Annotated in this window: 9 protein-coding genes and 2 rRNA genes (1 of these 11 only partly in view); 5 read left to right on the top strand and 6 right to left on the bottom strand. The window is 70.5% G+C overall.

All coding sequences use genetic code 11. The features are described from left to right. Window position 1 precedes the first annotated feature (1 nt). From ACSUPV_RS24745 to mtnA, 4 genes are all read right to left on the bottom strand, one after another. Window positions 2–1,834, bottom strand: a complete 1,833-nt coding sequence (locus tag ACSUPV_RS24745; RefSeq protein ID WP_031113033.1) for an LpqB family beta-propeller domain-containing protein — start codon at window positions 1,832–1,834, stop codon at window positions 2–4. Continuing rightward, window positions 1,824–4,025 (bottom strand): MtrAB system histidine kinase MtrB, encoded by a 2,202-nt coding sequence (gene mtrB, locus ACSUPV_RS24740; RefSeq protein WP_436948572.1) that lies wholly within the window; start codon window positions 4,023–4,025, stop codon window positions 1,824–1,826. The genes ACSUPV_RS24745 and mtrB overlap by 11 nt, the downstream gene beginning before the upstream one ends. 1 nt (window position 4,026) lies before the next feature. Further along, window positions 4,027–4,716: a two-component system response regulator MtrA gene (mtrA, locus tag ACSUPV_RS24735; protein ID WP_003990656.1), complete on the bottom strand. Its 690-nt coding sequence runs from the start codon at window positions 4,714–4,716 to the stop codon at window positions 4,027–4,029. A 191-nt stretch (window positions 4,717–4,907) separates the two neighbouring features. Further along, entirely contained in the window at window positions 4,908–6,056 is a 1,149-nt protein-coding gene (gene mtnA, locus ACSUPV_RS24730) for an S-methyl-5-thioribose-1-phosphate isomerase (protein WP_037766872.1), read from the bottom strand. Window positions 6,057–6,196: 140 nt separating this feature from the next. On the opposite strand from mtnA, the gene ACSUPV_RS24725 reads away from it, so the two are divergent. Genes ACSUPV_RS24725 through ACSUPV_RS24705 form a run of 5 tightly spaced genes read left to right on the top strand, consistent with a single transcriptional unit; the run spans window position 6,197 to window position 11,837 of the window. Next, window positions 6,197–7,573 (top strand): glycerophosphoryl diester phosphodiesterase membrane domain-containing protein, encoded by a 1,377-nt coding sequence (locus ACSUPV_RS24725; protein WP_436948571.1) that lies wholly within the window; start codon window positions 6,197–6,199, stop codon window positions 7,571–7,573. A gap of 4 nt (window positions 7,574–7,577) precedes the next feature. After that, the gene (locus ACSUPV_RS24720) at window positions 7,578–8,345 is read left to right on the top strand and encodes a DUF4129 domain-containing protein (RefSeq protein WP_031113025.1); all 768 of its coding nucleotides are present in this window, start codon (window positions 7,578–7,580) and stop codon (window positions 8,343–8,345) included. Next, entirely contained in the window at window positions 8,342–9,538 is a 1,197-nt protein-coding gene (locus tag ACSUPV_RS24715) for a DUF4350 domain-containing protein (protein ID WP_436948570.1), read from the top strand. Before ACSUPV_RS24720 ends, ACSUPV_RS24715 begins: the two co-directional genes overlap by 4 nt. Next, the gene (locus ACSUPV_RS24710) at window positions 9,538–10,527 is read left to right on the top strand and encodes an AAA family ATPase (protein ID WP_359791889.1); all 990 of its coding nucleotides are present in this window, start codon (window positions 9,538–9,540) and stop codon (window positions 10,525–10,527) included. The genes ACSUPV_RS24715 and ACSUPV_RS24710 overlap by 1 nt, the downstream gene beginning before the upstream one ends. Then, window positions 10,527–11,837, top strand: coding sequence for a DUF58 domain-containing protein (locus ACSUPV_RS24705; RefSeq protein WP_436948569.1), 1,311 nt, complete (start codon window positions 10,527–10,529; stop codon window positions 11,835–11,837). The genes ACSUPV_RS24710 and ACSUPV_RS24705 overlap by 1 nt, the downstream gene beginning before the upstream one ends. A 90-nt stretch (window positions 11,838–11,927) precedes the next feature. On the opposite strand, the gene rrf is transcribed toward ACSUPV_RS24705, so the two are convergent. Together rrf and ACSUPV_RS24695 are read right to left on the bottom strand one after the other, a co-directional pair. After that, window positions 11,928–12,044 (bottom strand): 5S ribosomal RNA (gene rrf, locus ACSUPV_RS24700). An 85-nt stretch (window positions 12,045–12,129) separates the two neighbouring features. Then, window positions 12,130–14,159 (bottom strand): 23S ribosomal RNA (locus tag ACSUPV_RS24695) (it continues 1,094 nt past the right edge of the window).

The raw sequence follows: 14,159 nt of genomic DNA, 5'->3' as shown, positions 1-14,159 counted from the left end.
CTCACCCCGGATAGACCGGCGCCGTCCCCTCCGTCACCTTCTGCCACTGCGCACCCGACGGCAGCCGGACGATCCCGTCCACCGAGTACGCCACCAGCGGCAGCTGGTCGTCCTCGGCGGCCGTGACCTCCTTGACGCCGGTCAGGGCCGCGGGTGCCGGCACGTCCGGGGTGGAGCCGTCGACCTGGACGTACCGCATCTGCTCCACGCCCCCGTGCTCGCGTCCGACCACCACGAGGCGGCTGTCCCCGGCCCACGACATGGCCGTGACCTTCTCCAGCTCCGGAGTCGCGGAGCGCAGTTCGACCACCCTGACGGCCGGCTTCTCGCCCGGCTTCTCGTCCCGCTCGATCAACCCGATGAGCAGCGTCTTCTTGCCGCCCTTCTCCACGACGAGCGCGATCCGCACCCCGTCGGCGGCCACCCGCACGGCCTGGATCCGCCCGTCCAGGTGCGGCGTGCGCACCTCCAGGGGCTCGCCCTTGCCGTCCTCGAACAGCAGCAGCCGGGGATCCTCCGGGTCCCGGTCGGCCACCCACAGGCCGTCGTCCGCGTCCCAGCTGGGGGTGGTCAGCCGGTCCGACTCGGTCCGGCCGTGGCTGCGCAGCACCGGCTCGCCCAGCGAACCGCCCGAGACCAGCGACCCCACGTAGAGCGACTTGCCGTCGAGGCTGACGCCGGCCGCGGTGTGCTCGTCGCGCGAGACCGCGACCGAGCGCAGCGCCGTGTCGCCCTCGCCGAGCGCCCCCGGCGCGGGGTCCGGCTTGGTGCCGCTGTTGCCCGCGGGGATGCGTACGAGCCGGTCCTTGCCGTCGACGAAGTACAGGTAGTCGGGTGGCCGTGCCGAGCTGCGGAAGGCCGCCGCCTCGGCCGCCCCCTGCGTGAGCGCGCACAGCTCCGTACCGTCGGCCCGCAGCTCCACCTCGTCCACCGCGGGGCTGAGGTCCCGCAGCGTGAACAGCATCTGGGCCGCCATCTCATGGCACCGGTTGGTTCCGATGCCCGCGGCCTTGTCGTTGAGGGGGACCGTCAGCTTGTTCCGGTCGTCGGGCGTCAGCGTGCCGGCGTCCTTGGCCAGCGCCGTACCGGTGGGGAAGCTGGACCGGACCACGGGCCCGAGCCAGCGCGTGGGTCCGTTGAGCAGGGACCGCACCGTCTGCGTCATGGGATCCACGCGCCGCCGCACGTAGACGGGGTCGGCGACCGCCGTGGGCTGCGAGTCCTCCCCGGCCGCAACGGTGTTCGAAGCGAGGTAGTACTTGTCGACGGACATGTAGTTGCGCTGGAAGTCCGACTCGCCCATGACGACGCCCTGCGGCAGCACGTCGATCCGCCACTGCCCGGTCTTGTCGTCCTGCGTCAGGTGCACGGTCCTGCCGTACTCCCCGGTGGCGGGCGCGTACGCCTGCTGCGCGTCCACGGTGGCGACCTTGGTACCGGTCAGCCGGTACGTGATGTCGCCGGTGTCCTCCCGGCCACCCGTCCCCTCGGGCTTGGCGCCCGGCCCATCCTTCAGCACCGTCGCGGACAGCTCCGGCCGCCAGGTCTTCGCGGCCTCGCCCGTCAGGTACTGGCGTGCCGTCTTGTAGTCCGGATCGTCGCTGGTGAGCGCCTCCAGGAAGCCCTGCACGATCTCCGAGGGGGGCGCGTCCTCGCCGGGCGGGACGGCGAACACCCGCACCTGGCTCTCCTGGCGCGGGGTGGACTCCACACTGCGCAGGTCCCCGCCGTCCGGCATCGAGGCACACCCCGCCAGCAGCAGGACGCCGCCGGCGGCGTACGCCATCACACGCGCGGGCGTACGCCTGCCGCGCCCCTCGCGGTCAGCGCCCACGTGATGCCTCCCCTTGCCTCTTCGCGTCCCCCGGCTCGGTCTCCCCGCCCGGGGCTGCGGTTTCCTCGTCCCGGTGCGCTTCCCGGGGCCCGTTCACGACAGGTCCCCGTTCGGCGCCGGCCGGGTCGCCCGCCACGCCGTCGCCGGTGGCCCCCGCCGGACCACTCACATCCCTGTCACGCGTCGACGGCTCCGCCGCCCCCGCGTCGTCCTGCCGTCGCGTCCCCGAGGCGGGCCGTGGCACCACGCGCGCGCCGTTGCCCGGCAGGGCCGTCGGATCGGCCGCGGCGGCAGCCGCCCGCGGCGGTATGGGGTCCTGCTTCGCCCGCGGGGGCACCGGCCCGTTCGCGGGCTGCGCCGGCACGGTCGCCCGCTTCTCGCCGTCCCCGCCGCCGCACGGCAGTCCCGCGTCGTCGAACCCCCGGTTCCGCCGTGAGTCCTTGGGCTCCAGCGGTATCGGGGAGCCCCGCAGCGGCTCGTCGGCGGTCCTGGGCAGCGTCAGCCGGAACTGCGAGCCGCCGCCCGGCTCGCCCCACGCCTGCAGCCAGCCGCCGTGCAGCCGCGCGTCCTCCAGGGCGATGGACAGCCCCAGCCCCGTACCGCCCGTGGTACGCGCGCGTGCCGGGTCGGCCCGCCAGAAGCGGCTGAACACCCGGGTCGCCTCACCCGGCTTGAGTCCGACCCCGTAGTCCCGCACCGCGACCGCGACCGCGCCGCCGGCCGCGGCGAGCTTGACGACCACGTCGTTGCCCTCGCCGTGCTCGACGGCGTTGACGACCAGGTTGCGCAGCACGCGCTCCACGCGCCGGGCGTCGGCCTCGGCGACGACGGGCTGCTGGTCGCCGAGGACGCGGATCCGCGTGCCCTTGCGCTCCGCGAGCGGCTCGGCCCCGCTGACCACCCTCCGTACGACGTCCCTGAGGTCTATCGGCTCCGCCTCCAGCGCCGCGGCGCCCGCGTCGAAACGGCTGATCTCCAGCAGGTCCGCGAGCAGCGACTCGAACCGGTCCAGCTGGTCCGCGAGCAGTTCCGCCGACCGCGCGGTCACCGGGTCGAAGTCCTCCCGCGCCTCATGGATGACGTCCGCGGCCATCCGCACCGTCGTCAGCGGCGTGCGCAGCTCGTGCGACACGTCCGAGACGAACCGGCGCTGCATCCGCGACAGGTCCTCCAGCTGGCTGATCTTCAGCTGGAGGTTCTGCGCCATCTTGTTGAAGGCCTCGCCGAGCCGCGCGATGTCGTCCTCGCCGGTGACCTTCATCCGCTCCTGGAGCCGCCCGGCCGACAGCCGCTCCGCGATCCCCGCCGCCATCCGCACCGGCGTGACGACCTGCCGCACGACCAGCCAGGCGATGGCCCCCAGCAGCACCACCACGAACAACCCGGCCGTCGCCAGCGTGCCCTTGACCAGGCTCAGCGACTTCTCCTCCTGCGTCAGCGGGAAGAGGTAGTACAGCTGGTACGGGTCGCCGTTCGGATCGTTGACCTGCTTGCCGATGACCAGGCCCGGCTGGGAGTCCTTGGTCGCGTTGTTGTAGGTGATCCGCGTGTAGCTCTGCGCGGCCGTCGTACTGCTGCCGATCCGCTCGCGCAGGTCGGCGGGCACGCTCTTGCTCCAGTCGACCTCACCGGAGGCACGCGGCCCGCGTCCGCCCGTGCCGTCCGCGTCGGAGGCCGGAAGCGTGACCACGTCGAAGGCACCCTGACCGCCGCTGGACAGCGAGGAGACCAGGTCGCTCATCCACTGGATGACGTTCTGCGCGGGACGGCCGTCCACCGTGGTCACATCGTCGCCGGAGCCGCTCGGCGCCTCTTCGGCCCGCTGCTTGGCCACCGCGAACCCGCCCGTGGCCTGGCTCTGGGACGCCTTCACCTTGGCGTCCAGCAGGCCGTTGCGTACCTGCCCGATCACCACGAAGCCCAGCAGCAGGACCACGCCCAGCGACATCAGCAGCGTGGTGACGACGACCTTGAGCTGGATGTTGCGCCGCCACAGCCGCATGACGGGCAGCAACGGCCGACGCACCCACCGCATGAACAGCCGGATGACCGGACTGCCCTGGACGCCGCCCTGCAGCAGCCCGCTCTCCAGGAACCGCGCCCAGCGGGAGCCGGGCTTCTTCCGCCCGACAGGCCGCCCCGGGCGGGCCCCGGACCGGCCGGGCGCCGAAGCGGCACTGTCGCCGGACATGTCAGCTCGGCCCTGCCTTGTACCCGACACCACGGACCGTCACCACGATCTCCGGCTTCTCCGGGTCCTTCTCGACCTTGGAGCGCAGCCGCTGCACGTGCACGTTCACCAGACGCGTGTCCGCCGCGTGCCGGTAACCCCACACCTGCTCCAGCAGCACCTCGCGCGTGAACACCTGCCACGGCTTGCGCGCCAGCGCGACCAGCAGATCGAACTCCAGCGGCGTCAGCGCGATCGACTGCCCGTCCCGCTTCACGGAGTGCCCGGCCACGTCGATGACCAGGTCACCGATGGCGAGCTGCTCCGGAGCGGGCTCCTCCGACCTCCGCAGGCGCGCCCGGATCCGGGCCACCAGCTCCTTCGGCTTGAACGGCTTCACGATGTAGTCGTCCGCGCCCGACTCCAGGCCCACGACGACGTCGACCGTGTCGCTCTTCGCCGTGAGCATCACGATCGGCACCCCGGACTCCGCCCTGATCAGACGGCACACCTCGATCCCGTCCCGGCCGGGCAGCATCAGGTCAAGCAGCACCAGATCGGGCTTGGACTCGCGGAAGGCGGCCAGCGCCTTGTCGCCGTCGGCCACGAAAGACGGCTCGAAACCCTCACCACGCAGCACGATGCCGAGCATCTCGGCCAGTGCGGTGTCGTCGTCGACGACAAGGACTCGTCCCTTCATAAACGACATCATCCCATTCTCATAACAGTGGCGAAGGCAGTGGTGAGGTAGGTCACCGGCCAGTGACCATAGTCGCAGGGAGCGCCACTGTCTGCCCTCCTTCCCGCCGCCGCCGATCTTCGACGACCTCCGCGGCCACGGCATGACGGGCAGGCACGCCGGAGCCCGCACCCCCCGGGCACACGCTCCGGCAGCCGCTCGACTCAGCCCGACGCCACCCGGCGCGACCGGCCACACACCTCGGCGAGCGCCTCGGCCGTGACGGGCGAAACGGCACCCTCCTCGGTGACGATCGCCGTCACCAGCTCCGGCGGCGTCACGTCGAACGCCGGGTTGTACGCCTGCGTCCCCAGCGGCGCCACCGGAATCCCACCGCCCGCCTCCGCACCGGCCACCGGCACCTGCGGCGCCACCACCTCCGTCACCTCGTGCCCAGGACGCTGCTCCACCTCGATGGACGCCCCGTCCGCCGTGTCCAGGTCCACGGTCGTCACCGGCGCCACCACGATGAACGGCACATGGTGGTACCGCGCCAGCACCGCCAGCGGATAACTCCCGACCTTGTTCGCCACCGAACCGTCCGCCGTGATGCGGTCCGCCCCGATCAGCACCGCGTCCACCTCACCCGCGGCGAACAGCGACCCCGCCGCGTTGTCGGTGAGCAGCGTGTACGCCATCCCGCTGCGGGCCGCCTCGTACGCCGTCAGACGCGCGCCCTGCAGCAGCGGACGCGTCTCGTCCACCCACAGCCGCCGCAGCCGGCCCACCCGGTGCGCGGCGAGCGCCACCGCGAACGCCGTGCCCTCACCGCCCGACACCAGCGAACCGGTGTTGCAGTGGGTGAGGATCCGGTGCCCACCACCGGGCAGCAGCTCGTCCAGCAGCGCCAGCCCGTGCTCGGCCATCCGCCCACTGGCCTCGGCGTCCTCCCGGTGCAGCTGCCGCGCCGCGGCCAGCGCCGCCGCGGCCGCCTGCCGGACGTCGCCTCCCTTGGCGAGCGCGGCCTCGTGGGCCGCCTGCGCCCGGCGCACCCCGACAGCCAGGTTCACCGCGGTCGGCCGGGCACTCGCCAGCGCGGCCGCGGCCTCGTCCACGTCGAAGCCCCGCACGGCGGCGAGCGCGACGCCGTACGCCCCCGCGATGCCGAGCAGGGGCGCCCCGCGCACGGCGAGCGAGCGGATCGCCTCCACCAGCGCGGGCGCGTCCGTACAGACCAGTTCGACCTCCTCCGCGGGCAGCCTCGTCTGGTCCAGCAGAACCAGAACGGGCCCTTCCGGTGGCTCTTCCCAGCGGATCGCCGGGATCTCGGTCGGCCGCTTGTCATCGCCGCTGTACGCGTACTGATCAGCCATGCGGTCAGTCTGCCCCCTTTCGAGCGGACAATTGAAGGTACGCAGCCCATACCGCGGCCGGTCACACCAAGACCACCCCATGGCACGATGGCTGCCAACCTGCCGCCGCGACCGCGGACGGGCACCGTGAAGGAGCGACGATGAACGACACTCCGGGCTGGGCCTCGCCCGGATCCGCCCCGTCCGACGGGCAGAAGCCTGACGCGTCCGGCCCTGCCGAGCCCGAAGACCGCCCCGGTCCCGCACAGCCCGCCGACCAGCCGGGCCAGCCGGGCCAGACCCCGCAGGGCCCCGGCCCGCAGTGGTCCAAGGAGCAGCCGCCACCGGCCCAGTGGTCCGCCCCGAGCGGCCCGGCCGGCCCCGGCCAGGCTCCCCCGCCCCCGCCGCCCGGCCCGGGCTGGGACACCCAGCCGCCCGGCGGGTACGGCCCCGGTGGCCCTGGCGGCTACGGCCCCGGCGGCCCCGGCAACCACGGACACCCCGGTGGCTACGGCGGCTGGGGAAGCGGCTGGGGCGGCCCCCCGCCGGCCGCCAAGCCCGGCGTCATCCCCCTCCGCCCGCTCGGCGTCGGCGAGATCCTCGACGGCGCCGTCTCCACCATGCGCACCCACTGGCGCACGGTCCTGGGCATCTCCCTGACCGTCGCCGTCCTCACCGAGGTCATCGTCGTGCTGTTCCAGGGCCTCGTCCTGGACGACTCCAGCACCGAGGCCCTCGACGACCCGAGCGCCACCCTCAGCGAGCTGAGCCGCGCCATGGGCGACGCGCTGCTCAACTCCAGCGTGATCTTCGTGATCTCCCTGGTCGGCACCGTCATCGCGACCGCCCTGCTCACCACCGTCACCAGCCGCGCCGTGCTCGGCAAGTCGGTCACCATCGGCGAGGCCTGGCGGGACGCCCGCCCTCAGGTCCTCAAACTGTTCGGCCTCATCTGCCTGCTGCTGCTCATCACCGCCGGCATCGTCACCGTGGGCACCCTGCCCGGCATCCTCATCGCCGCCGCCGGGAGCACCGGGCCGGGCGTCGCCCTGACCGTCCTGGGCGTCATCGGCGCCGGCATCGTCGCCCTGTGGCTGATGATCCGCTTCTCCCTGGCCTCGCCCGCCCTGATGCTGGAGAAGCAGGGCATCAAGAAGGCGATGAGCCGCTCCGCGAAGCTGGTCCGGGGCACCTGGTGGCGGATCTTCGGCATCCAGCTGCTCGCCACGATCATCGCGAACGTCGTCGCCTCGATCATCGTCATCCCCTTCACCTTCCTCGCCGCGGCCCTCAGCGGCGACGGCATCACCGGCTGGCTCAACACCGGTGTGGCCAGCCTGGGCTGGACGTTCCTCATCGTCAGCGGCATCGGCTCGGTGATCGGCTCCATGATCACGTTCCCGATCACGGCGGGCGTCACCGTGCTCCTCTACATCGACCAGCGCATCCGCCGCGAGGCCCTCGACCTCGAACTGGCCCGCGCCGCCGGTGTCCAGGGCTACGGCCCCACCGCCCCCGGCGCCACACCGGGGAGCTGATGCGGTGAGCCCGGCGGGGGAACTGCTCACAACGGCGCTGCCCGGCGCCGCCATACGAACGCTGCTGCGCGCCGGCGACACCTCCGTGCTGTCGCCGGCCCGCTCCGCCGACGAGCCGCCGCTCACCATCCCGCGCGACCCCGCACGGGAGGCGGCCCGGCGCGAGCTGTCCAAGCGGATGTACCACGAGGACGACCCCAGCCTGTTCCAACGCGCCCTCGACGCCTTCTGGGACTGGCTCGACAAACTCTTCAACGCCGCCTCGACCGCCACACCCGGCGGCACACTCGGCCTGGTCGTCATCATCCTGGCCGTCCTCGCGGTCCTGGGCGCCCTGTGGTGGCGCCTGGGCACCCCGCGCCGCCAACCCACCTCGTCCGCCGCCCTGTTCGACGACCGCCCCCGCAGCGCCGCCGACCACCGCGCCGCCGCCGAGGCACACGCCGCCCAGGGCCACTGGAACCAGGCCGTCCAGGAACGCATGCGCGCCCTCGTCCGCGCCTTGGAGGAACGCGCCCTGCTCGACGCCCGCCCCGGCCGCACCGCCGACGAGGCCGCCGCCGAAGCCGGCCGCGCCCTGCCCGCCCACACCGACCGACTGCGCACCGCCGCCCGCGACTTCGACGACGTCACATACGGCGGCCGGTCCGCGACCGAGCAGTCGTACCACCGCATCGCCGAACTCGACCGCGACCTGGAACGCACCAAGCCCCAGCTCGCCGCCAGCAGCGCCAACACGGCCCCCAACACCCGCCAGGGAGCCGCCGAATGACCACCGAGGCCACGCTCCCGTCCACCTCGGCCTCGCCCACCGCACGCCAGGTCTGGACCCGTGCGCGCGGTATCGCGCTCGCTCTCGTGGTGCTCCTCGCGGGCGCCATCGCCATCGCCGTGATCCGCTCCGACGCCCGGCACGGGGAACTCGACCCGCGTTCCGTCGACCCCAACGGCAGCCGCGCCGTCGCCGAGCTCCTCGCGGACCGGGGCGTGGACACCCGCGTGGTCACCACCCTGGACGAGGCCGCCACCGCGGCCGGCCCCGACACGACCCTCCTGGTCGCCGTCCCCGACCTGCTGACCCGCAGTCAGCAGTCCCGCCTGCACGACGCCTTCACCGACGCGGGAGGCCGTACCGTCCTGGTCGCCTCCGGCAGCGCGTCCGTCGAACGACTCGCCCCCGGCGTCACCGCCGACCCCGCCACCAGCCTCGACTCGACGCTCTCCCCCGACTGCGACCTGCCCGCCGCCCGGCGCGCCGGCACCGCCGACACGGGCGGCGTCCGCTACACCACCACGCACCTCGACGCCGACGAGTGCTACCCCAGCGAGCGCCTGTCCACCCTGCTGCGCATCCCGGCCGACCGCGGGGACGGCGACACCGTCGTCCTCGGCGCGCCCGACATCCTCCTCAACGACCGCCTCGACGAGCAGGGCAACGCCTCGCTCGCCCTCCAACTCCTCGGCTCCCGCCCCCATCTGGTCTGGTACCTCCCCTCGCTCTCCGACGCGTCGGCCACCGGCGCCGACGACGAACGCGGCTTCTTCGACCTGCTCCCCTCGGGCTGGCTCTGGGGCACCCTGCAGCTCTTCTTCGCCGCAGCCCTGGCCGCCCTCTGGAGGGCACGCCGACTCGGCCCCCTCGTGCCCGAAAAACTCCCCGTCGCGATCCGCGCCTCGGAAACCGCCGAAGGCCGCGCCCGCCTCTACCGCAAGGCCGACGCCCGCGACCGCGCGGCAAACGCTCTTCGCTCCACGACCCGCACCCGCCTCGCCCCCCTCACCGGCGTCCCCGTCACCCAGGCGCACACGCCCGAGGCCCTGATCCCCGCCCTGTCCGCCCACATCCACGGCGACGGCCAGGACCTGCACGCCCTCCTCTTCGGACCACCGCCCAGCGACGACGCAGCACTCATCGCACTCGCCGACCGACTCGACGCCCTCGAAAGAGAGGTACGCCGTCCATGATGGACCCGACCACTGACAACGCCGGGCAGACCGGGGACCCGGGCGCCGCCCGCGCCTCCCTGGAGGCCCTGCGCGCCGAGATCGCCAAGGCCGTGGTCGGCCAGGACCCCGCCGTCACCGGCCTCGTCGTCGCCCTGCTCTGCCGCGGCCACGTCCTCCTCGAAGGCGTCCCCGGCGTCGCCAAGACCCTCCTGGTCCGTGCCCTCGCCTCCGCCCTCGAACTCGACACCAAGCGCGTCCAGTTCACCCCCGACCTCATGCCGAGCGACGTCACCGGCTCCCTGGTCTACGACACCCGCACCGCCGAGTTCTCCTTCCAGCCCGGCCCGGTCTTCACCAACCTCCTCCTCGCGGACGAGATCAACCGCACGCCTCCCAAGACCCAGTCGTCCCTCCTGGAGGCCATGGAGGAACGCCAGGTCACCGTCGACGGCACCCCCCGCCCCCTCCCCGACCCGTTCCTGGTCGCCGCGACGCAGAACCCGGTCGAGTACGAGGGCACCTACCCCCTCCCGGAAGCCCAGCTGGACCGCTTCCTCCTCAAACTCACCATCCCCCTCCCCTCCCGCCAGGACGAGATCGACGTCCTCACCCGCCACGCCGAGGGCTTCAACCCACGCGACCTCCACGCCGCCGGCGTACGCCCCGTGGCGAGCCCGGCCGATCTGGAAGCCGCCCGCGCCGCGGTCGCCAAGACGACGATCTCCCCGGAGATCACCGCCTACGTCGTCGACATCTGCCGCGCCACCCGCGAATCGCCGTCCCTGACCCTGGGTGTCTCCCCCCGGGGCGCCACGGCCCTCCTGGCCACCGCCCGGGCCTGGGCCTGGCTGACCGGCCGCGACTACGTCATCCCCGACGACGTGAAGGCCCTCGCCCTCCCCACGCTCCGCCACCGCGTCCAGCTCCGCCCGGAGGCCGAAATGGAAGGCGTGACGGCCGACTCCGTCATCAACGCGATCCTCGCCCACGTCCCCGTTCCCCGCTGATGGCACTCACCGGACGCGCCGCCCTCCTCGCGGCCTTGGGCTCCCTCCCCGTAGGCATCTGGGAGCCCAGCTGGACGGGCATCCTGGCGGTCAACGCACCCCTGGTCGTGGCCTGCGCCTGCGACTTCGCCCTGGCCGCCCCCGTACGACGCCTGGGCCTGACCCGCTCCGGCGACACCTCCGTACGCCTCGGGGACACGGCGGACGTGACCCTCACTATCATCAACCCGTCCCGCCGTCCCCTCCGCGCCCGGCTCCGCGATGCCTGGCCGCCCAGCAGCTGGCAGTCCGGCACGGAAACGACGGCTTCCCGCCACCGCCTCACGGTCCCGCCGGGCGAACGCCGCCGCGTGACGACCCGCCTGCGCCCCACCCGCCGAGGCGACCGCCAGGCCGACCGGATCACCATCCGCTCCTACGGCCCTCTGGGCCTCTTCTCTCGCCAGGGCACGCACAGGGCCCCGTGGACGGTACGGGTCCTGCCCCCGTTCACCAGCCGCAAGCATCTGCCCTCCAAGCTGGCGCGCCTGCGTGAACTGGACGGCCGCACCAGCGTGCTCACCCGCGGCGAGGGCACCGAGTTCGACAGCCTGCGCGAGTACGTCCCCGGCGATGACACCCGCTCCATCGACTGGCGCGCCACGGCCCGCCAGTCCGCCGTCGCGGTACGTACATGGCGTCCTGAGCGCGACCGCCACATCCTCCTGGTCCTCGACACCGGCCGCACCTCGGCGGGCCGCGTGGGCGACGCCCCCCGCCTCGACGCCTCCATGGACGCGGCTCTGCTCCTGGCGGCCCTCGCGTCCCGCGCCGGCGACCGCGTCGACCTCCTCGCCTACGACCGCAAGGTCCGCGCCCTTGTCCAGGGCCGCACGGCAGGCGATGTCCTGCCGTCCCTGGTGAACGCGATGGCCACGCTCGAACCCGAGCTCGTCGAGACGGACGCCCGGGGCCTCACGGCCACGGCACTGCGTACGTCCCCCCGACGCTCCCTGATCGTCCTGCTGACCACGCTGGACGCGGCCCCCATCGAAGAGGGCCTGCTCCCGGTCCTCGCCCAGCTCACTCAGCGGCACACGGTCCTGCTGGCATCGGTAGCGGACCCGCACATCACCGAAATGGCGAAAGCCCGCGGAAACGTCGACGCCGTCTATGAGGCCGCCGCAGCCGCCCAGGCCCAATCAGAGCGCCACCGCATCGCAGAACAACTCCGCCGCCATGGCGTCACGGTCGTGGACGCCACACCGGACGACCTCGCACCGGCACTGGCGGACGCGTATTTGGCACTGAAGGCAGCAGGACGCCTATAACGAACGAAGGGCCCCGGAGAAAGGACCGGGATAGGGGCCCGAACGCAGAAAACCCCCGCATCAAACGATGCGGGGGTTTTCTCAATAATTGTTCGGCGGCGTCCTACTCTCCCACAGGGTCCCCCCTGCAGTACCATCGGCGCTGTAAGGCTTAGCTTCCGGGTTCGGAATGTAACCGGGCGTTTCCCCTACGCTATAACCACCGAAACACTATGAAACTGTGAACGCCACACCGCCAACAATGACGGGGCTGTTCGTGGTTTCAGAACCAACACAGTGGACGCGAGCAACTGAGGACAAGCCCTCGGCCTATTAGTACCGGTCAACTCCACACGTTACCGTGCTTCCATATCCGGCCTATCAACCCAGTCGTCTACTGGGAGCCTTACCCCATCAAGTGGGTGGGAGTCCTCATCTCGAAGCAGGCTTCCCGCTTAGATGCTTTCAGCGGTTATCCCTCCCGAACGTAGCCAACCAGCCATGCCCTTGGCAGAACAACTGGCACACCAGAGGTTCGTCCGTCCCGGTCCTCTCGTACTAGGGACAGCCCTTCTCAAGACTCCTACGCGCACAGCGGATAGGGACCGAACTGTCTCACGACGTTCTAAACCCAGCTCGCGTACCGCTTTAATGGGCGAACAGCCCAACCCTTGGGACCGACTCCAGCCCCAGGATGCGACGAGCCGACATCGAGGTGCCAAACCATCCCGTCGATATGGACTCTTGGGGAAGATCAGCCTGTTATCCCCGGGGTACCTTTTATCCGTTGAGCGACGGCGCTTCCACAAGCCACCGCCGGATCACTAGTCCCGACTTTCGTCCCTGCTCGACCCGTCGGTCTCACAGTCAAGCTCCCTTGTGCACTTACACTCAACACCTGATTGCCAACCAGGCTGAGGGAACCTTTGGGCGCCTCCGTTACCCTTTAGGAGGCAACCGCCCCAGTTAAACTACCCATCAGACACTGTCCCTGATCCGGATCACGGACCCAGGTTAGACATCCAGCACGACCAGACTGGTATTTCAACGACGACTCCACACTAACTGGCGTTAGCGCTTCACAGTCTCCCAGCTATCCTACACAAGCCGAACCGAACACCAATATCAAACTGTAGTAAAGGTCCCGGGGTCTTTCCGTCCTGCTGCGCGAAACGAGCATCTTTACTCGTAGTGCAATTTCACCGGGCCTATGGTTGAGACAGTCGAGAAGTCGTTACGCCATTCGTGCAGGTCGGAACTTACCCGACAAGGAATTTCGCTACCTTAGGATGGTTATAGTTACCACCGCCGTTTACTGGCGCTTAAGTTCTCAGCTTCGCCCTGACGAATCAGAGCTAACCGGTCCCCTTAACGTTCCAGCACCGGGCAGGCGTCAGTCCGTATACATCGCCTTACGGCTTCGCACGGACCTGTGTTTTTAGTAAACAGTCGCTTCTCGCTGGTCTCTGCGGCCACCCCCAGCTCTGGCAGCAAGTGCCGTCACCGGATGTGGCCCCCCTTCTCCCGAAGTTACGGGGGCATTTTGCCGAGTTCCTTAACCATAGTTCACCCGAACGCCTCGGTATTCTCTACCTGACCACCTGAGTCGGTTTAGGGTACGGGCCGCCATGAAACTCGCTAGAGGCTTTTCTCGACAGCATAGGATCATCCACTTCACCACAATCGGCTCGGCATCAGGTCTCAGCCTTAATGAACGGCGGATTTACCTACCGTCCGGCCTACACCCTTACCCCGGGACAACCACCGCCCGGGATGGACTACCTTCCTGCGTCACCCCATCACTCACCTACTAACCGCTTGGTTCAGCGGCTCCACCACTCCGACTCACCCCGAAGGGATCACCGGCGGCTTCACGGCCTTAGCATCACGATGCTCGATGTTTGACGCTTCACAGCGGGTACCGGAATATCAACCGGTTATCCATCGACTACGCCTGTCGGCCTCGCCTTAGGTCCCGACTTACCCTGGGCAGATCAGCTTGACCCAGGAACCCTTAGTCAATCGGCGCACACGTTTCTCACGTGTGAATCGCTACTCATGCCTGCATTCTCACTCGTCAACCGTCCACAACTCGCTTACGCGGCTGCTTCACCCGGCAGACGACGCTCCCCTACCCATCACGATCCCCGTTGGGGGTATATATCGCAATGACACGACTTCGGCGGTACGCTTGAGCCCCGCTACATTGTCGGCGCGGAATCACTAGACCAGTGAGCTATTACGCACTCTTTCAAGGGTGGCTGCTTCTAAGCCAACCTCCTGGTTGTCTCTGCGACTCCACATCCTTTCCCACTTAGCGTACGCTTAGGGGCCTTAGTCGAT

This window comes from Streptomyces sp. SudanB52_2052 (genome assembly GCF_964272415.1).
GTDB lineage: Bacteria > Actinomycetota > Actinomycetes > Streptomycetales > Streptomycetaceae > Streptomyces > Streptomyces olindensis.
The sequence above is the reverse complement of the archived record's forward strand: the minus strand, read 5'-3'. Positions and strand labels throughout refer to the sequence as shown.

Bases quoted from the DNA above. Each gene is read 5' to 3' on its own strand.
- mtrB (WP_436948572.1), bottom strand. From the start codon at position 4,025: ATGTCCGGCGACAGTGCCGCTTCGGCGCCCGGCCGGTCCGGGGCCCGC.
- mtrA (WP_003990656.1), bottom strand. From the start codon at position 4,716: ATGATGTCGTTTATGAAGGGACGAGTCCTTGTCGTCGACGACGACACC.
- mtnA (WP_037766872.1), bottom strand. From the start codon at position 6,056: ATGGCTGATCAGTACGCGTACAGCGGCGATGACAAGCGGCCGACCGAG.
- ACSUPV_RS24725 (WP_436948571.1), top strand. From the start codon at position 6,197: ATGAACGACACTCCGGGCTGGGCCTCGCCCGGATCCGCCCCGTCCGAC.
- ACSUPV_RS24715 (WP_436948570.1), top strand. From the start codon at position 8,342: ATGACCACCGAGGCCACGCTCCCGTCCACCTCGGCCTCGCCCACCGCA.
- ACSUPV_RS24710 (WP_359791889.1), top strand. From the start codon at position 9,538: ATGGACCCGACCACTGACAACGCCGGGCAGACCGGGGACCCGGGCGCC.
- ACSUPV_RS24705 (WP_436948569.1), top strand. From the start codon at position 10,527: ATGGCACTCACCGGACGCGCCGCCCTCCTCGCGGCCTTGGGCTCCCTC.